Annotated in this window: 19 protein-coding genes and 3 tRNA genes; 6 read left to right on the top strand and 16 right to left on the bottom strand. The window is 53.5% G+C overall.

What is annotated here, in order from left to right; genetic code table 11:
- The first annotated feature begins 46 nt into the window (after positions 1-46).
- Positions 47-1045, top strand: a complete 999-nt coding sequence (gene hemH / locus LG323_RS06845) for a ferrochelatase (RefSeq protein ID WP_404419981.1) — start codon at positions 47-49, stop codon at positions 1043-1045.
- Between the two features lie 3 nt (positions 1046-1048).
- On the opposite strand, the gene LG323_RS06840 is transcribed toward hemH, so the two are convergent.
- Genes LG323_RS06840 through LG323_RS06815 form a run of 6 tightly spaced genes read right to left on the bottom strand, consistent with a single transcriptional unit; the run spans position 1049 to position 6842 of the window.
- Positions 1049-1411, bottom strand: a complete 363-nt coding sequence (locus tag LG323_RS06840) for a Na+/H+ antiporter subunit G (RefSeq protein ID WP_310696657.1) — start codon at positions 1409-1411, stop codon at positions 1049-1051.
- A gap of 11 nt (positions 1412-1422) precedes the next feature.
- Entirely contained in the window at positions 1423-1692 is a 270-nt protein-coding gene (locus LG323_RS06835; protein ID WP_310696656.1) for a K+/H+ antiporter subunit F, read from the bottom strand.
- The gene (locus tag LG323_RS06830; RefSeq protein WP_404419980.1) at positions 1686-2189 is read right to left on the bottom strand and encodes a Na+/H+ antiporter subunit E; all 504 of its coding nucleotides are present in this window, start codon (positions 2187-2189) and stop codon (positions 1686-1688) included. The genes LG323_RS06835 and LG323_RS06830 overlap by 7 nt, the downstream gene beginning before the upstream one ends.
- On the bottom strand, positions 2189-3697 hold the full coding sequence (locus tag LG323_RS06825; protein ID WP_404420118.1) for a monovalent cation/H+ antiporter subunit D: 1509 nt from the start codon (positions 3695-3697) through the stop codon (positions 2189-2191). Before LG323_RS06825 ends, LG323_RS06830 begins: the two co-directional genes overlap by 1 nt.
- A 5-nt stretch (positions 3698-3702) precedes the next feature.
- Positions 3703-4047: a Na+/H+ antiporter subunit C gene (locus LG323_RS06820; protein WP_310696654.1), complete on the bottom strand. Its 345-nt coding sequence runs from the start codon at positions 4045-4047 to the stop codon at positions 3703-3705.
- Complete coding sequence (locus tag LG323_RS06815; protein WP_404419979.1) at positions 4047-6842, bottom strand: monovalent cation/H+ antiporter subunit A; 2796 nt, start codon at positions 6840-6842, stop codon at positions 4047-4049. Before LG323_RS06815 ends, LG323_RS06820 begins: the two co-directional genes overlap by 1 nt.
- A gap of 187 nt (positions 6843-7029) precedes the next feature.
- On the opposite strand from LG323_RS06815, the gene LG323_RS06810 reads away from it, so the two are divergent.
- Positions 7030-7482 (top strand): DUF3429 domain-containing protein, encoded by a 453-nt coding sequence (locus LG323_RS06810; RefSeq protein WP_404419978.1) that lies wholly within the window; start codon positions 7030-7032, stop codon positions 7480-7482.
- A 4-nt stretch (positions 7483-7486) separates the two neighbouring features.
- On the opposite strand, the gene LG323_RS06805 is transcribed toward LG323_RS06810, so the two are convergent.
- Together LG323_RS06805 and LG323_RS06800 are read right to left on the bottom strand one after the other, a co-directional pair.
- Positions 7487-8194, bottom strand: coding sequence for a 16S rRNA (uracil(1498)-N(3))-methyltransferase (locus LG323_RS06805; RefSeq protein ID WP_404419977.1), 708 nt, complete (start codon positions 8192-8194; stop codon positions 7487-7489).
- Positions 8195-8205: 11 nt separating this feature from the next.
- Positions 8206-8643 carry a PilZ domain-containing protein gene (locus tag LG323_RS06800; RefSeq protein ID WP_404419976.1) on the bottom strand — a complete coding sequence of 146 codons (438 nt, stop codon included), beginning with the start codon at positions 8641-8643 and terminating at the stop codon, positions 8206-8208.
- Positions 8644-8856: 213 nt separating this feature from the next.
- Here LG323_RS06800 and LG323_RS06795 point away from each other — a divergent pair, with 213 nt between their 5' ends.
- Entirely contained in the window at positions 8857-9582 is a 726-nt protein-coding gene (locus tag LG323_RS06795) for a hypothetical protein (protein WP_404419975.1), read from the top strand.
- Positions 9583-9595: 13 nt separating this feature from the next.
- Here LG323_RS06795 and LG323_RS06790 read toward each other — a convergent pair whose 3' ends face one another.
- Positions 9596-9964: a hypothetical protein gene (locus tag LG323_RS06790; protein WP_310696648.1), complete on the bottom strand. Its 369-nt coding sequence runs from the start codon at positions 9962-9964 to the stop codon at positions 9596-9598.
- Between the two features lie 146 nt (positions 9965-10110).
- On the opposite strand from LG323_RS06790, the gene phaR reads away from it, so the two are divergent.
- Positions 10111-10623 carry a polyhydroxyalkanoate synthesis repressor PhaR gene (gene phaR, locus LG323_RS06785; protein ID WP_404419974.1) on the top strand — a complete coding sequence of 171 codons (513 nt, stop codon included), beginning with the start codon at positions 10111-10113 and terminating at the stop codon, positions 10621-10623.
- A 93-nt stretch (positions 10624-10716) separates the two neighbouring features.
- Here phaR and LG323_RS06780 read toward each other — a convergent pair whose 3' ends face one another.
- The gene (locus LG323_RS06780) at positions 10717-11103 is read right to left on the bottom strand and encodes a phasin family protein (RefSeq protein WP_310696646.1); all 387 of its coding nucleotides are present in this window, start codon (positions 11101-11103) and stop codon (positions 10717-10719) included.
- A gap of 278 nt (positions 11104-11381) precedes the next feature.
- On the opposite strand from LG323_RS06780, the gene purD reads away from it, so the two are divergent.
- Together purD and LG323_RS06770 are read left to right on the top strand one after the other, a co-directional pair.
- On the top strand, positions 11382-12674 hold the full coding sequence (gene purD, locus LG323_RS06775; protein WP_404419973.1) for a phosphoribosylamine--glycine ligase: 1293 nt from the start codon (positions 11382-11384) through the stop codon (positions 12672-12674).
- Positions 12675-12760: 86 nt separating this feature from the next.
- Positions 12761-13198: an acyl-CoA thioesterase gene (locus LG323_RS06770; protein WP_404419972.1), complete on the top strand. Its 438-nt coding sequence runs from the start codon at positions 12761-12763 to the stop codon at positions 13196-13198.
- Between the two features lie 26 nt (positions 13199-13224).
- Here LG323_RS06770 and LG323_RS06765 read toward each other — a convergent pair.
- From LG323_RS06765 to alaS, 6 genes are all read right to left on the bottom strand, one after another.
- Positions 13225-13301 (bottom strand) — tRNA-Arg (locus tag LG323_RS06765).
- Between the two features lie 42 nt (positions 13302-13343).
- Positions 13344-13420, bottom strand: a tRNA-Arg gene (locus tag LG323_RS06760).
- Between the two features lie 20 nt (positions 13421-13440).
- Positions 13441-13531, bottom strand: a tRNA-Ser gene (locus LG323_RS06755).
- A 158-nt stretch (positions 13532-13689) separates the two neighbouring features.
- Entirely contained in the window at positions 13690-13884 is a 195-nt protein-coding gene (csrA, locus tag LG323_RS06750) for a carbon storage regulator CsrA (protein ID WP_114417451.1), read from the bottom strand.
- 233 nt (positions 13885-14117) lie between these two features.
- Positions 14118-15356 (bottom strand): aspartate kinase, encoded by a 1239-nt coding sequence (locus LG323_RS06745; RefSeq protein ID WP_310696643.1) that lies wholly within the window; start codon positions 15354-15356, stop codon positions 14118-14120.
- A gap of 36 nt (positions 15357-15392) precedes the next feature.
- Positions 15393-18035: an alanine--tRNA ligase gene (gene alaS / locus LG323_RS06740; protein WP_404419971.1), complete on the bottom strand. Its 2643-nt coding sequence runs from the start codon at positions 18033-18035 to the stop codon at positions 15393-15395.
- Positions 18036-18104: the final 69 nt, after the last annotated feature.

Genomic DNA, 18104 nt, shown 5'->3' with positions numbered 1-18104 from the left:
TATTGTACGCAACTTATACGATACTGGCTTTAACAGGAGTTGCCGAGTGCCAACCACAAACAAACCCCCTTTTGCAGTCATGCTGGTGAACCTGGGTACGCCTGAGGCACCCACCCCCTCTGCGGTCAGAAAATACCTGGCCGAATTTCTCTGGGATCAGCGGGTTGTTGACCTGGCTCGTCCCCTTTGGTGGTTAATTCTGAACGGCATTATTCTGCGTTTTCGCCCTGGGCGAGTGGCGAAAAACTATCAGAAGGTCTGGACTGAAGAAGGCTCTCCCTTGCTGGCGATTGGCAAGCAGCAGCAAAAAGCTCTGGAGCAGCGCCTGCGTGATGAGTTCAAAGAGGAAATCCCTGTTTATCTGGCCATGACCTATGGCTCGCCCTCGATGGAGGAAGTGGGCCGTCAAATGCGTCAAACCGGTGCCGAACGCCTGTTGGTTTTACCTCTTTATCCCCAGTATTCAGCCACCACCACGGCGGCGGTTTTTGACCGTTTTGCTGCCAGCCTCAAACCCTGTCCACATTTACCGGAAGTCCGCTTTATACGTGATTATCATCAGCATCCGGCCTATATTCGGGCTCTTGCTCAGTCGGTACGTGAATCCTGGAAAGAGCAGGGGCAGGAACCGGAAAAACTGGTGATGTCCTTTCACGGTATTCCCCAGCGTTATGCCAAACAGGGTGACCCCTACCCACAGCACTGCGAGAATACAGCCTTATTGCTGGCCAAAGAGCTGGGATTAAAAGATGATCAGTGGCTGCTGACTTACCAGTCACGCTTTGGTCGTGAACCCTGGCTGCAGCCTTACACGGACTTTACCCTGGAAGCACTGGGTCAGCAGCAGATGCAGAGTGTATCGGTGATCTGTCCGGGGTTCAGTGCCGACTGCCTGGAAACCCTGGAAGAAATCGAGGAAGAAAACCGGGAAATCTACGAGCAGGCAGGCGGCCAGAACTTTCATTACATTCCGGCACTGAATGCCAGCCCCGAGCATCTGCAGCTGATGTATGAGCTGGTTGAACAGCATACTCAGGGCTGGTAGGCATCAGCCCTCTTCCGGCTTGCTTCTGTTCTGGGCGGCATCGCGAACCTTCAGCCCCTTGCTGCCCTCCCGGGTACGGGTTTTAACATGCAGTGCCGCCTTGGCCATCATGTGGGCGCTGACCGGAGCTGTAATCAGCAAAAACAGGGTAATGAGTATTTCGTGAATACTGAAATAATCATTGTTACTGGTAAAAAGCAGCATGGAGGCCATGAGCAGGGAGCCCAGGCCCAGAGTCGTTGCTTTGGTGGGAGCATGCAGGCGCATGTAGAAATCCGGCAGGCGGATAAGCCCGATGGAGCCTATCAGGATAAAAACACCGCCAATAAGGATAAAGACAGCTGCGATCAGGTCGATCCAGTTCATTTCAGGACTCCTTACTCAATAATATCGCCACGTAGCAGGTACTTGGACAAGGCAGCTGTACTGACAAATCCCAGCAGTGCAATCAACAGCGCCGCTTCAAAATACAGGGGTGAGCCCATGTGGATGCCATAGAGGATAATCAAAGCAATGCTATTGATATACATTGTATCCAGAGCCAGGATGCGATCTGGCAGATCCGGGCCCAGAATCAGTCGCCAGAGGTTGAGAATCAGGGCGATACAAACGCCACCGCTCACCAGCAATAAAGCCCAGTCTAACATCCGAAAATCTCCTTCAGCGGTGCTTCATAACGCTGCTTAATGGTGGCAATCAATTCCTGCTCATCCACCAGATTCAGCACATGGACATAGAGAAAACGCCTGTCTTCCGAAAGCTCACAGCTCACAGTGCCCGGAGTCAGGGAAATGGTGCTGGCAAGCAGGGTGATCGGCAATTCCCGCTCAATACTCAAGGGAACGGCGACAAACCCCGGTTGCATGCGTGACAAGGGACCAATAACCAGCAAAGCAACTTCCAGGTTTGCCTTGATGATATCACCCATCACCAGCAAAACCTGGCGGATGGCCAGCAAAGGCCTTTTGCTGGAAGGTTGCGCCAGTTGCAAAGGAGCCACCAGCAGGGGGATACCCACGGCCAGGAAAGCACCCAGAAGCAGGTGCCCCGGTGCCAGTGAATTGTTGAGCAACAGCCAGACGACCAATAACAGCAGGCTGTGAGTGGGCATGGGCAACAAACGGAATTTGGGGTTGGCTTCCATTATCGATCTCCTGAACCCAGAATAAACTCAAGGGTTTGTTGGGCGTCAAACAACTGGGTGGCTGCTTCCTGGGTGTAATCCGTTATCCCGCTGCCGAAAACCACCATCAGTGGAGAAGCCAGCAGCAACAGCCAGATGCCCGAGAGTTGCAGGGCACCGGCAGGTTTGCTCGTGGGGTTGCTGCCACTGACCCGCCAGAAAAGTGTGGTGCCCGCACGTGATAGAGCCACCAGGGAAGCCAGGCCACTCAATAGCAAGGCAGGCCACATCCAGGCCATTTCCGTGGTGGTGGCTGCAGCCTGCAACAACAGAACCTTGCCGACAAAACCGGAAAAAGGTGGCAAGCCAATAATCGCCATGGCGGCAACAAAAAAGGCGGCCCCCAAAAGTCTGGGTTGGCTGAGGGGGCGTCCCGCCACCAGGCGATCACCGGGTTTACCCCGCTGCTCACCGATGACTCCGGCCAGCAGGAAGAGAGCCGCGGAAATCAGGGTACTGTGAACCAGATAATAAAGAGCTGCGGAGATGGCTGCAGGGCTTTCCAGAGCGGCGGCCAGCAAAAGGGTGCCCACGGAAAGTAGTACCAGGTTGGCAGCCAGCATGCGCAGACTGGGGCTGGCCAGAACCCCCAGCATACCGACCACCAGGGTCAGCAGAGCAAAGGGCCAGAGCCAGGGCTGGGCAAGACTGGCCAGATCTCCGGCTTGAGGGCCAAACACCAGGGTGTGAACCCGGTAAATACTGTAGATGCCCACCTTGGTCATGATGGCAAAAAGGGCCGCAACAGGGGCACTGGCAGCCGCATAGGTTCGGGGCAACCAAAAGTGCAGGGGCAGCAGAGCCGCCTTGAGAGAAAAGACCAGCAGCAAGAGCAGACCACCGGCCTTGACCAGAGCCAGTTTGTCCTCCGGCAGGTTCTGCACCTTGGCCGCCATATCTGCAATGTTCAGTGTGCCCAGGGTGCCGTAAAGGATACCCAGAGCAAACAGGAAGAGGCTGGAACCGACCAGGTTCAGAATGACGTAGTGCATGCCCGCCTGGGTACGCTGTTTGCCACCCCCGTGAATCAGCAGGGAATAGGAGGCGATCAGAAGAACCTCAAAGAAAACAAACAGATTGAAGAGATCCCCGGTGAGGAATGCCCCGTTGATACCGGCAACCTGAAACATGATCAGGGGATAAAAATGCAGCCCTGTTGAGTCTTCCCCCCCCGTGGCATACAGCATGGAGGCAAGAACCAGAACCCCGGTCAGCAGAACCAGCAGACTGGATAACCGGTCTGCCACAAAAAGAATACCAAAGGGTGGTTTCCAGTCGCCCAGAAAATACATCTGGGTGCCCTGATTGTGGGTGACCAGCAACAACCAGGTGGAAACAGCAATCAGCAGCAGGCCCACACTCAGGGCAAAAGCGCGATGCCGGACCAGATTATTGGCCAGGGGGGGTAACAGCAGCAGACACCCCGCCAGCAGGGGCAGAAGTATCGGCAGAGCGGCAAGATGTTGCATCAACATTATTTCTGATCCTTAGGCGAGGGTGGCAGGCGTCCATCAACATGATCATTGCCCAGGTCCGCACGTGAGCGCATGGCCAGAATCAGGACAAAGGCTGTCATGGCAAAACCGATCACGATCGCTGTCAGCACCAGGGCCTGAGGCAGAGGATCGGCATAGCTCTGTGAAGCCCCCAGAACAGCAGCGCCATCCATTTTCAGACGGCCACTGGAAAACAGAAAAAGGTTCACGGCATAGGACAAGAGAGTGATGCCGACCACCACGGGAAAACTGCGCCCGCGCAGGGTGAGAAAGACACCGCAGGCGGTCAGCAGACCGACACTAAATGAATACAAACCTTCCATTAGCCTTTCTCCTTCATCGCAGGACTGTGGCTGGTCGTCAGTTTACCCAGATTGGCCAGTATCAAGAGGGTGGCACCAACAACGGTCAGATAGACCCCCAGATCAAAGAGCATGGCGCTGGCCAGCTCAAACTTGCCAATCAGGGGCGGATCAAAATAATCAAACCAGGACGTCAGGAAAGGACGGCCAAAGAGCCAGCTGCCCAGGCCGGTCAGCACAGCAATAAACAGGCCACTGCCCACCACCCACTGGTAGTCGACACGCATGCGCTGTTTGACAAAATCCACGCCCTGGGCAATGTATTGCTGAATAATGGCGACAGAAGTAATCAAACCGGCAATAAAACCACCCCCCGGCTGGTTGTGACCGCGCAGGAAGATGTACACAGAAACCAGCAGCGCCAGGGGCAGCAGGCTCTGGGACACTATCGCCAGCATCACCGGATGCTTATCAGGTGACCAGGGCAGACCCTGGCTATTGGTGCTGGGCATGTACAAACGCATGCGCACGATCAGCTTGTAGATGCCCAGGGCTGCAATCCCCAGTACGGCAATCTCACCCAGCGTATCCATGCCTCGGAAATCAACCAGGATGACATTGACGACATTGGTGCCGCCCCCACCCGAATAACTGTTTTCCAGAAAGAAATCCGAAATGGAACTCAAGGGACGTGTGATCATGGCATAGTTGATGGTGCCTATCACCCCACCAATCAGGCCGGCCAGACTCAGATCCCGAACCAGACGCCGCGGGTTGGATTCCTTGGGTGTCGACTGCGGCAGGAAAAACAGAGCCAGCAACAAAAGAATCATGGTCACCACTTCCACCGAGAGCTGGGTCAGGGCCAGATCCGGTGCTGAAAAGCGGGCAAAGGCCAGGGACACCAGCAGCCCGACAACAGACAGCATGATCAGGGAAACCAGACGCTTGCGATTGAGCAAAACCGTGGCCAGGGCGCTCACTCCCAGCAACAGGGCACCCACCAGGGTCACAGCATCTATGGGCAACTGTGAAGCGTGGCCCTGGGTCGCATTCAGATCAATCATCGGGCCAGCCATGAGAATCAGCGCAGCCAGCAACAGTAGGAACAGATAGCGCTGCAGGGAGCCGTTTTCCAGTTTGCCGACCAGCAGCGTACAGAAGGCAACAAAACGCTGTACTGCACCTTCAAAAACCAGCTTGGCATCCGGTTCGGGGAACAGGGCCTGAAAGCGGAACAGGTGGCGGCGGTTGCGGTAAATAGCCAGGCCGCCCAGCATGGCCAGCAGGCTCATCAAGAGAGGCAGATTGAAGCCATGCCAGATGGAGAGGCTGTAATAAGGCAGCTCGCCACCTATGACACTGGATGACGCCAGGGACAACAGAGGGCCAACCACATAGGCCGGAAAAATGCCCAGCAGCAGACAGAGGGCAACCAGAACCTCCACAGGCACCCGCATGTAGCGGGGAGGTTCATGGGGTGTTTTGGGCAGATCAATGGGTTCGCCATTGAAGAAGACATCGTGGATGAAGCGGGCCGAGTAGGCCACGGAAAAAACTGCACCAATAGTGGCGAGAACGGGAACCATCCAGGACAGGGATCCCAGGGTGACCTGATCCAGGGTTTCGGCAAAGAACATCTCTTTGGACAAGAAGCCGTTCAACAGGGGAACACCGGCCATGGAGGCGGCAGCGACCATGGCAAGAGTTGCCGTATAGGGCATGTATTTCCACAGGCCATTGAGCTTGCGCATATCCCGGGTGCCGGACTCATGGTCAATAATCCCGGCGGCCATGAAGAGAGAAGCCTTGAAGATAGCGTGGTTGATGATGTGAAAGACGGCAGCCACGGTCGATAACTGGGTGTTCATGCCCAGCAGGAGGGTGATCAGACCCAGATGACTGATGGTTGAGTAAGCCAGCAACCCCTTGAGATCATGCTTGAACAGGGCTACATAGGCACCCAGCAGCAGGGTCATCAGGCCGGTCATGCTGACAATCAAAAACCAGAGCTCGGTTCCCGCCAACACCGGATAAAAACGCGCCATCAGGAAAATGCCCGCTTTGACCATGGTGGCTGAGTGCAGGTAGGCACTGACGGGTGTTGGGGCGGCCATGGCATGCGGCAACCAGAAATGGAAAGGAAACTGGGCGGATTTGCTGAAAGCACCCAGCAATACCAGAACCAGGGCAACCGGATAGGCGGCATGGTTGCGCAGCAGATCACCACTGGCCAGAACCTCGCCCAGATCATAGCTGCCGACAATCTGGCCGATCAGCAACAGGCCCGCCAGGAGGGCCAGGCCCCCCGCTCCGGTAATCGTCAAAGCCATCCGGGCGCCTTTGCGGGCCTCGGATTTGTGAGACCAGAAGCTGATCAAGAGAAAGGAACTGACACTGGTCAGCTCCCAGAAAAACCACAGCTGCAAGAGGTTGCCGGACAGGACGATCCCCAGCATGGCAGTCATGAAAAGGATCAGATAGGCATAAAAAAGCCCCATGTTGTCCTTGGCCGACAGATAATAGCGGGCATAAAGAATGATCAGCAGCCCGATCCCCAGGATCAGAAGGGCAAACAGCAGGGCCAGGCCATCCAGACGCAGGGCAAGATCCAGCCCTGCCGAGGGAATCCAGTTGAAGGAAGTTGCCAGAACCTGTCCGTCAAAAACACCGGGCGCCACCAACAGAAGCAGCACCAAAGCAACAAAAGGGGCAATGGCAGTCAGCAGAGCAATGAGACTGCGGCCCTGTTTTGCTGCCATTAAGGGCACCAGGGTGCCCAACAGGGGCAACAAAAGTATCCAGAGTAAGGCCATTTTGGATGGACTCCTTGGTTCAACTGGTTTGGAAGGGTTTTGAGCGTGTCGTTATACCGCTAGCCATCTTTCAAGTCCATGCAGTGACATGAAATTACTTGGTACAAATTGCCGCAGCCTTGTGCAGATAAGAGCTACGGGGTTAATCTTACCCAATAAGATAGCAAACTTAAAACATGAGGTTAGCATGCCACTCAATTCTTCAGCTTTTCAGGGCGAGTCACGGGTCAAGTTGCGTTCTACTGGTTTCTTGCTGGGTTATGCCGGACTCATCCCCTTTGTAGGCCTGTCCGGCCTGTCTTATTTTCTGCCTGAACCCTACCCGGAAACCGTGATCGCGGCCCTGATGGCCTATGGAGCGGTTATTCTTTCTTTTCTGACGGGTATCCATTGGGGCTATGGTATTCAGTCGGGATCTGCAGGACGCCTCTTGTGGAGTATCTTCCCGGCTTTGGTGGCCTGGCTGGCTTTGTTGATGCCTGCCCAGTATGGCCTGATCGTGCTGATGCTGGCGTTACTTTTGGTTTGGATTGCTGAGAAGGGCTGCGGGTGGCCCAGCTGGTATGCCAAACTGCGTTTTCAGTTAAGTTTTGTTGCTGTTTTCAGCCTTTTTGCAGCCTGGATTTCGCAAGCCATGTAACTCGTTAAAACAGCCGTGCCAGAAGAGCGGTCACGGCTGTTTCCACCCTCAGGATGCGCTCACCCAACTGCACTGGCTGGAAGCCACCTGCAACCAGCTTGTCGATCTCATAATCCACAAAACCACCTTCTGGACCGATGGCCAGAGTGACCCGCTCCTGCAGGCCTCTGGGGCATTCAGGGTAGTTGCCGGGGTGAGCCACCAGCTTGCGACTGGCAGCACTCAGTTCGGGAAGGTGGTCTTCGACAAAGGGTTTGAAGCGCTGGTGAAAGCTAACCTGGGGGAGGAGAGTATCCCTGGCTTGCTCCAGGCCCAGCAGCAGGTGCTGGTGAATTTTTCCGGCTTGCAACTCGGGTGACTGCCAGTAGCTTTTTTCAACCCGTGCCGTGTGCAGCAGGTGGATATCCTTGACCCCCAGGGTCGAGAGATGCTCAAGGCTGCGGGCCAGCATGCGCGGCCGAGGCAGTGCCAGTAGCAGGGTCACCGGCAGGGCTGCAGGGGGTGAGGTCTCCAGCGTGAGCTGAATCCGGGTGAAGTCGCTGGTGTGTTCAAGAATAACAGCGCTTCCCACCTGGCCATTGATGATGCCGGCTTTGAAATGATCGCCTGCAACAGGCTTATGAATGCTTTTCAGATGCTGGTGCCGCCGGTCAGTGAGACAGGCCTCATAATGGATGTTCAGCTCACTGGCATCCAGTAACAATAGATTCAAGGAAAAAAGCTCTAGTTGATGATACTGGCGGGCCGGGCATTCTGGCTCAGGGCTTCTTCCAGTCTTAATTGCAGTTTTCTTTGCTGCTCTTCATTGATGTCCTTGAAACGGAAACCAACCTTGAATTCTTTTTGTGAATAACGACGGCAGAAACTGACTTCCAGCTGCAGATCCAGGGTTTCATCCTTATCCAGATCGAGCTGAATCCGGTGCTGAATTTTTTCATCGGGGCGGTGATGGGCTGTTCTGGGAACCAGCCGGGGGATTTGTGCGGCCGGGCAGTTGACCCTCAGCTCTTCATGGGAGATCTCAGCAGTATCCAGCTTGAATTCACCGGCCTGAAGCTCAAAGGTGACGGGCAACTGCAGGCTGATCAGTGGGTAGCGCTTGCGCACAAACCTGGGCTGTGATGGAGATGGGTTTTGTTCAAGTGTCATTGGCTGAGACATAATATTCCTTGTTCTTTTCACAGTTGAAATTGAAAAAGGCAACTTTCGCAGCCTAGCTGTAATATTGTAGGGCCTTTGCTTGGTAAACTTCCACTGGTAAAGCCTGTTAAGGTGTAACCAGAGGTGAAGTAACGTTGAATAATTATGCAGATCGACTCATAGCGGAAGACTTGGTTATACTCCTTTGACATGAATTGCCATTAAGGTTGTCCTATGCAACGTCTGCTGCTGTGCTTGTTGATGGTGTTGTTCTCTGGCGGGCTGGCTGCCGAATCGGCCGGGCAGCGCTCGACGCTCATTATTGACCTTGAACATCGTTCCACTGAAGAGGTCATCTCAGGTCTGAAACCGCATCTGGGTGATCAGGTCAGTGTTTCCGGGCAGGAGCAGCGTTTATTGCTCCGTGGCCCTGACGAAGAGCTGGGCGATATTGAAGACCTGGTGGCAGCCCTGGACCAGCCTGAAGAAGAATACCGCTTGCTGTTTTCTCAGGGCAAGGTGGACTTGCAGAAGCGGCAGACTTCCACCTCGCGGCATTATTCGACCTCCAGAAATGATTTGACCACGCTGCGCTTGACCGCTGGGGTGCCTGCCCGGCTGGAACGGGGCTTCTGGGTTCCTGTTTCAAAAACAAAAGCCTGGAACCAGCATACAGAATATCAATGGATGGCCGGTGGTGTCTGGGTTCAGGCGCATGCCCGCGGGGAGGAGGTGGTTCTGGCTTTCTCCAGCCGTACGCTGGAGAAAGATTTCAGTGGCAGTGAGGTGGAAAGCCAGGTTCGCCTGCAGCCGGGGCGCTGGCAAACCCTGGCCAGTGAAGGGCAACTGAGTGCTTCTGGAAGCGGGAACAGCCGCCGCTTCTCTACAAACAGTTCCGAATACTATTATTCGGTTTGTATTGAGCGCCCTGCATCTGACTCCCAGTGCCCCACTTTCTAGGATCCAGCAATCTCTAGTCGTCGTTGAGGATCTGGCCATTCAGCGCCTGACGGATGGCCAGGTACTCCTGGATGGCCTCGGGCAGAAAGTGCAGGGTATAAAAGCGTCTTTCATGCAGACGACGGCCTTTTTCCGCTTTGTCTTCATAAGAGGCAAAAGTCGGAGCCATACTCAGGTGCAATACCTTGGTATCTGGTGTCAGAGTCAGCTTTTTGCCATCCACACTTTGTTTGTCCAATGAGGTCTTGAGGGTGTAGTGGGACAGTTCAGTGATCTGATGTAAATTGAGGTAAAGGTGACTGCTGAGATTGATCAGTCGACCCTTTGGTGTGTCATTGGTAATAAAGTAAATTGCACTGCTTTTTCGTATTTTAAGTAGCATGATGTTCTCCTAGGGCTTTCTTACTAGTCTAGCGAAACACAGGAGGATGACAAGAAGGTAACAGCTTTAGGGTGATTAAAAATCATATAATGCTAGAATGCCCCTTCAGACTTTAGTCTTTTTAGCTTTTCCCAGTGAGGTGCCCTTTGCGAGTTATCCGAAAATATGCCAACCGACGTCTCTATGACACTTCGGAGAGTCGCTATGTGACTCTGGAAGATATACGCCAACTGATTGTTGACCGGGAAGAGTTTCGGGTAGAAGACTCCAAATCCAGAGAAGACCTGACCCGCAATATCCTGCTGCAAATTATTACCGAGCAGGAAAACCAGGGGGGGAAAGCGGAAGGCACACCCATGTTCAGCAACAAGGTGTTGCAGCAACTGATCCGTTTTTATGGTGACAGTATGCAGCACTCCATGAGTGGTTACCTTGAACAAAGCATTGGCACCTTTCTGGAACAGCAGAAACTCCTGCGCGAGCAGATGCAGCAGGTGATGAAAGGAAACCCCATGCAGGCAGCCAACCCCATGGAAGTCATGCGCAAGGTGGCGGAGCAGAATCTTCTGCTCTGGAAAAAGTTATCGCGTCCGGGATTGCAGCGGGACCACAAGGATCAGAATGACTCCCAGGATGGGGATGATCAATCCAACCGTTAAACATAAAAAAGCCCAGCCTTTTGGCTGGGCAAAAAAACAGCTTATTAAACAGGCAGAGGGAGTTTGCTGAGTAACAAGCTGTTAAAAGGGTAATCAGGCTGCCTTGGTGGCTTTGGTTGCCGTTTCCTGAACCTTGCCTTTAATGGATTCCAGCTCAGTAGTGGCGTTGTCACGAGCCTGGCTGAGAATATCCATGTTGGTCTTGAAAAGACGACCCACACGATCCTGCATGTCCTGAGCGAAATTGAACTGAGCTTCCTGCAGACCGGCAGGATCCGACTTGCTACCCAGACCTTCTACCTGCTTGCTGATGGCTTCAACACACTCAGTGTAAAAGCGTGCCTGTTCAGCACCCAGCTTTTCAAAAGCTTTGGCCTGAATCATCATCAGGTTGGTAACAGGCTTGAGCTGCTTGCCATTAAGGCTTTCCTGGTAAGGCTTCATCATGGACTGCATATCGGACATCATTTTATCAAACATAATAAGTACCTCTGTGTTGGGAAAATTTCTTTGCTGCACTGCAGCAAGTGATTTCAATATAGTGCACTGCACAATAGGGGTCAAACACTAAAAAGCAAAAAAGTTGTTATTCATTTTTTTAGTGCTTCAGCTAGTGCAATAACCTGCAGGAACCGGGCAAAACACTGAATAAATAATGTTTGAATCCATCTGCACTGACTGGGCCTGGAGCGTGAAAATCTGCGATAATAGGCGTTTTGGCAAGCAACCAACCGTTTTTTTAAGAGGAGCAGCAAGCAATGAAAGTATTGGTGATCGGTGGCGGAGGGCGTGAACACGCTTTGGCCTGGAAAGCAGCTCAGTCTTCTCAGGTCAGCCAGGTCCTGGTTGCACCCGGCAATGCGGGCACCGCTCTGGAGCCGAAGGTCAGCAATGTGCCGCTGGATGTTCTGGATTTCAAAGGCCTGGCTGAGCTGGCAAAAAAAGAAGAAGTTGGCTTGACCCTCGTGGGGCCGGAAGTTCCTCTGGTTGAAGGAGTGGTGGATTATTTTCAGCAACAGGGTCTGGCCATTTTCGGGCCTTCGCAAGGTGCTGCGCAGCTGGAAGGCTCCAAAGCCTTTACCAAGGATTTTCTGGCCCGTCACCAGATTCCCACGGCCTTTTACGGGGTGTTTACCCAGGTTGATGAGGCTCTGGCCTATCTCCAGGAGAAAGGGGCTCCGATTGTGGTCAAGGCCGATGGTCTGGCCGCCGGCAAGGGCGTGATTGTTGCCATGACCCTTGAAGAAGCCGAAGCTGCCGTCAAGGATATGCTTTCCGGCAATGCCTTTGGGGATGCCGGTGCCCGCGTGGTCATTGAAGAGTTTCTGGAAGGTGAGGAAGCCAGCTTTATTGTCATGGTGGATGGCAAGAATGTGCTGCCCATGGCCACCAGCCAGGATCACAAGCGGGTTGGAGATGGCGATACCGGGCTGAATACCGGCGGTATGGGAGCCTACTCTCCGGCTCCTGTGGTGACCCCTGAAGTTCATCAGCGGGTGCTGGATGAGGTGATTTACCCGACCGTGCAGGGTATGGCTGCGGAAGGTAACGACTACACCGGCTTTTTGTATGCGGGTCTGATGATTGATGCCACTGGTGCCCCCAAGGTGATTGAGTACAACTGCCGTTTTGGTGACCCGGAAACCCAGCCGATTCTACTGCGTTTGCAATCCGACCTGATTGCTCTTTGCCAGGCGGCTCTGGAAGGTCGCCTGGATCAAGTGAAGGCTGAGTGGGATGAGCGGGCTTCTCTGGGTGTGGTTTTGGCTGCAGGGGGTTATCCCGGAAGCTATGCCAAGGGTGAGGTGATTTCCGGCTTGCCACAAGTGGAGGCCCCGGATGCCAAGGTGTTTCACGCCGGTACCCGTTTGCAAGGTGAGGAAGTGGTCACTGCCGGTGGTCGTGTGCTTTGTGCCACGGCCCTGGGTTCCAGTGTTTCCCAAGCCCAGAAAAGAGCCTATCAACTGGCAGCAGGCATCAGCTGGAAAGATTGTTTTTACCGCCAAGACATAGGCTATCGGGCTATTGCCCGCGAAGAAAGCAAAGAGTAAGCTATTGGAATCAAACGCTTGTTTGTAACTGAGTTCGTATGAATTGGCCCAGCTTGTCTGGGCTTTTTTTATCTTCGGAGGTTTGCATGCCAAGAATCAAGTTGGAGTTTCCAGAAAAGGTTGTTTACTGCCATCAGCTCAATTTGCGTATTAATGATATCAATTACGGACAGCATCTGGGACATGACACCCTGGTCACCCTGATGCATGAAGCCCGTTGCAGCTGGCTGGCTGAATCGGATCTGAGTGAGTTGAGCATTGATGGCGGTCAGGTTGGCTGGGTGGTTGCCGAACTGGCGGTCAACTACAAGGTGGAAGCCTTTTATCCGGATCAATTAAGTATTGAGCTGGCCATTGGAGATATTGGCAGTAAAGGGCTGGAAATTTATCACCGTGTGCTACGCGGCGATGGCAAGGTCGTTGCTCTGGCCAAAACGGGTATGGTGTTTTTTGACTATGAGGCCCATCAGGCAGCAGCTATTCCTGAGTCATTTAGGAAACTGGCTGGACTGGATGAAGAGTAACTAAAAGGAGGGGGTGAATTCAGGTATGGTGCGCTCGGGAGGATTCGAACCTCCGACCGCCTGGTTCGTAGCCAGGTACTCTATCCAGCTGAGCTACGAGCGCACAACATTGACCTAATTCTTGCAGTAACTGAGTTTTCAGATTTGGTGCGCTCGGGAGGATTCGAACCTCCGACCGCCTGGTTCGTAGCCAGGTACTCTATCCAGCTGAGCTACGAGCGCACGATCTGAAACTTCAGAAGTGGCGGAGAGAGAGGGATTCGAACCCTCGATAGGGGATTGCCCTATACTCCCTTAGCAGGGGAGCGCCTTCAGCCACTCGGCCACCTCTCCAACACGGCGCACATGATACCACGTGCTTCGGGTTTGTCTACCCCTGTAAAGAAAAACTTTAACTGCCAAGGGGTTGGGGTTCCAGACACAAAAAAACCACGGCCACAAAAAGCTTTAAAACCCTTTGCAGACCGTGGCGTGGTGAAGCAGGCAGAGTATTAAATATTACCCTGGTTACCCTCTTCTTCCTTTTCACGCTGAATGCGCTGGTAAATTTCTTCACGGTGCACTGCCACCTCTTTGGGGGCATTAACGCCGATCCGAACTTGATTACCTTTGACACCCAGAACAGTCACAGTGACATCGTCACCGATCATCAGGGTTTCACCAACGCGGCGGGTTAGGATGAGCATGTGGAATCTCCTTATCAAGCAGTCCAGAGAAGTAAAATCTCAACAGGCAGGGAAAAGTCAGCGAACGACTGCTGTACTTACCCCGATTTGAGTTACTGCAAGAAATCAACTTCTCTCCAGAAGCTGTGCTTCTCCATCTTACAGTAACTGTTTAATTATCCGTCAAACACATAAAAATGTTAAATGATTTTTAGCTATCTGACGGATATTTTTCGTTTATAAGCCTAGGACGTTCAGTCCTGCTTGTCCAGGCCGAAAGCGGTATGCAGGGAGCGCACTGCCAGTTCGGTGAACTTCTCGTCCAGAACCACGGAAATTTTGATTTCAGAAGTGGAAACCATGCGGATGTTAATGCTGTTTTCCGCCAGGGTTTTGAACATCAGACTGGCAACACCGGCATGGGAACGCATGCCCACACCCACCAGGGAGACCTTGGCAATGGCTGTATCACCGATGACCTTGCCGGAGCCCATTTCCTTGACAACCTCTTCCAGAATTTCCTGGGCTTTTTTGTAATCACCGCGGGCAACAGTGAAGGAAAAGTCGGTGGATTTGCCATCCGGGGAAACGTTCTGCACGATCATGTCGACTTCGATGTTGTTGTCACCAATAGGGCCTAGAATCTTGGCGGCAACACCGGGGATGTCGGGGGCGCCCAGAACAGTGAGCTTGGCTTCATTGGTGTGGTGGGCAATACCGGAAATCAGTGGTTCTTCCATCGAGGGAGTCTCCTCATCGTCTGCAATAATTAGTGTGCCTGGGCCTTCATTTTCTTCAAAACTGGAGAGCACCCGCAAAGGCACTTTGTACTTACCAGCAAATTCCACGGCACGGATCTGGAGTACTTTGGAACCCATGCTGGCCAGTTCCAGCATTTCTTCCACGGTAATGCTTTCCAGGCGCTTGGCTTTGCTGCAAATCCGTGGATCAGCGGTGTAAACGCCATCAACATCGGTGTAGATCTGGCATTCGTCAGCCTTCAGGGAGGCAGCCAGAGCAACACCCGTAGTGTCCGAGCCGCCACGACCCAGGGTGGTGATATTGCCGTCTTCATCAACGCCCTGGAAACCGGCCACAACCACTACACGACCTTCATTCAGGTCTTCGCGGATGGATTCCGTGTCAATTTCCTTGATGCGGGCTTTGGTGTGGGCCTGATCAGTAACGATACCCACTTGGGCACCTGTGTAGGAGGTTGCAGGGACACCCTGTTGCTCCAGGGCCATGGCCAGCAGGGCGATGGTCACCTGCTCACCGGTGGAAACCAGCATGTCCATTTCCCTGGGGGAAGGTTCTTCGTGAATTTGTTTTGCCAAGTCAATCAGGCGGTTGGTTTCACCGCTCATGGCGGAAACCACCACCACCACGTCATGGCCTTCCTTGCGGAAACGGCCTACACGTTCAGCGACCTTTTTGATGCGTTCGGGCGTACCCACGGAGGTTCCGCCGAATTTCTGTACATAAAGTGCCATAGAGATCCTTTTGGGTTGTATTGGGTTACTTGTGAATTAATCCTGACCCAGTTGTTCAGCCACCCAGGCGTGTACCGATGCCAGGGCGTCTGGCAGGCTGGCGGCATCTGTGCCACCGGCCTGTGCCATGTCGGGGCGTCCGCCACCCTTGCCGCCGACTTGCTGGGCAACATGATTAACCAGCTTGCCGGCATGCAGCCGATCTTTGGCATCACCGGACATACCGGCGACCAGGCTAACCTTGTTGCCTTCAACTGCTGCCAGCACCACGGCTGCGGGTGCCAGCTTTTGTTTGAGCTGATCCATCAACTCGCGCAGAGTTTTCATGTCTGCGCCTTCAATCTGGGTGGCCAGTACCTTGAAGCCACCGATTTCTTGGGCTCCGGCGGTCAGGTCACTGCCCGTGCCGGAGGCCAGTTTTTTCTTGAGTTGCTGGACTTCTTTTTCCAGCTGACGAGTGCGCTCCTGCTGGCTTTCCAGGCGTTCCAAAAGCTGTTCAGGGCGGGTTTTCAATTGCGCCGCTGCCTGCTCCAGCTGCTGTTCACGATCCAGCAGGAAATTCAGTGCAGCTTCTCCGGTCACGCCTTCAATCCGACGAACACCGGAAGCAATACCGGTTTCACTGGTGATGTGCATCAAGGCAATATCACCGGTGCGTTCAACATGCAGGCCGCCACACAGCTCAATGGAAAAGGGCTGGCCTGCCTGTTCGGTGCCCATGCTCAACACCCGCACTTCATCGGAATATTTTTCCCCAAACAAAGCCATGGCTCCCTTGGCTTTAGCGCTTTCCAGATCCAGTAATTCGATTTGTGTTGGGGTGTTGGCGCGAATTTGGGCATTGACCAGCTGCTGGATTTCAGCCAGCTGTTCGGGTTTGACCGGCTCATTATGGCTGAAGTCAAAGCGCAGGCGCTGGGAATCCACCAGAGAGCCTTTTTGTTGAACACCTTCGCCCAAAACCTGGCGCAATGCGGCATGCAACAGGTGAGTCGCTGAGTGATTCAAGCGGGTCTTGTGGCGGATGGAGTTGTCCACTCGGGCCGTCACAGTTTGTCCGACCTGCAGGCTGCCTTCAGCAAGAATACCCTGGTGAACATGAGCTTCACCGGCCTTGGTGGTATCGCGAACATCAAAGCGATTGCTATCAGTCAGCAGATGGCCAGTATCGCCGACCTGACCACCGGACTCGGCATAGAAGGGGGTTTGATCCAGTACAACCAGACCTTCTTCACCTTCATTCAGTCGCTCGACCGCTTGACCGTCACGATAAAGAGCCAGAATTTTGCCCTCATCTTCTGCCGCATCATAACCGGTAAACTCGGTAGCTTTATCCACCTTCACCACAGCGTTGTAATCAATACCGAACTGGCTGGCGCTTCTGGCTCTTTCACGCTGGGACTGCATTTCCTTTTCAAAGCCAGCTTCGTCCACGGTCAGTGAGCGTTCACGGGCAATGTCTGCGGTCAGATCCAGCGGGAAGCCATAGGTGTCATAAAGCTTGAAAGCCACTTCGCCGGGAATCACTTCGCCTTTAAGCTCGGCCAGATCCTGTTCCAGAATTTTCATGCCCTTATCCAGAGTCTTGGCAAACTGTTCTTCTTCCAGTTGCAGAGCCTTTTCGATATGCGCCTGGTATTTCTTCAGTTCGGGGAAAGCATCACCCATTTCCGCGACCAGGGCAGGAACGATTTTGTAGAAGAAGCTGCCTTCAGCCCCCAGTTTGTGGCCATGACGGCAGGCTCGGCGAATAATACGGCGCAGCACATAACCGCGACCTTCATTGGAGGGCAGAACACCATCAGCAATCAAAAAGCTGCAGGAACGAATATGGTCGGCCACTACGCGCAGTGAAGGGGCAGAATCATTTTCACAGCCGATGGCTTCAGCGCAGGCCTGCAGCAAATTCTGGAAAAGATCAATTTCATAATTGGAATGCACGCCCTGGAGTACCGCAGACAGACGCTCCAGACCCATGCCGGTATCCACCGAAGGCGCGGGCAGGGGTTCCATTTTGCCATCGGCACTGCGGTTATACTGCATGAAAACCACATTCCAGATTTCAATATAGCGGTCGCCGTCTTCTTCCGGGGTGCCGGGTGGGCCACCCCAGATCTCTTCACCGTGATCGTAAAAAATTTCCGTACAGGGGCCGCAGGGGCCGGTATCACCCATGGCCCAGAAATTATCCGAAGCGTAGGGCGCACCCTTGTTATCGCCAATGCGGATAATGCGTTCGGCAGGTACGCCGATTTTCTGGTTCCAGATGGCATAGGCTTCATCGTCTGAAGCGTAAACGGTAATCCAGAGTTTATCCTGAGGAAACTTGAGAACCCCTGTCAGAAACTCCCAGGCAAAATGAATGGCTTCTTCCTTGAAATAATCACCGAAACTGAAGTTGCCCAGCATCTCAAAAAAAGTGTGGTGGCGGGCGGTGTAACCGACATTTTCCAGGTCATTGTGCTTACCGCCGGCCCGCACACACTTCTGGGTGGAGGTGGCACGGGTATAGCCACGATGCTCCAGACCCAGAAAACAGTCCTTGAACTGATTCATCCCGGCATTGGTGAACAACAGAGTGGGATCATCCTGAGGAACCAGTGAGCTGGAGGGTACAGCCGTGTGACCTTTGGATTGAAAGAACTTCAGGAAAGCCTCGCGAATTTCGGCGCTTTTCATCTTGCCTCTCTAATAAGTGTGCGGTTGGCGTATTTTGGTTGCCCATTATACGGGGTTCGCAAAAAAATG

Origin of the sequence: Marinospirillum sp. (assembly GCF_044810985.1) — a bacterium.
In the GTDB taxonomy this organism is placed as follows: Bacteria; Pseudomonadota; Gammaproteobacteria; order Pseudomonadales; family Halomonadaceae; genus Marinospirillum.
This window is presented reverse-complemented; position numbering and strand designations above follow the sequence as displayed.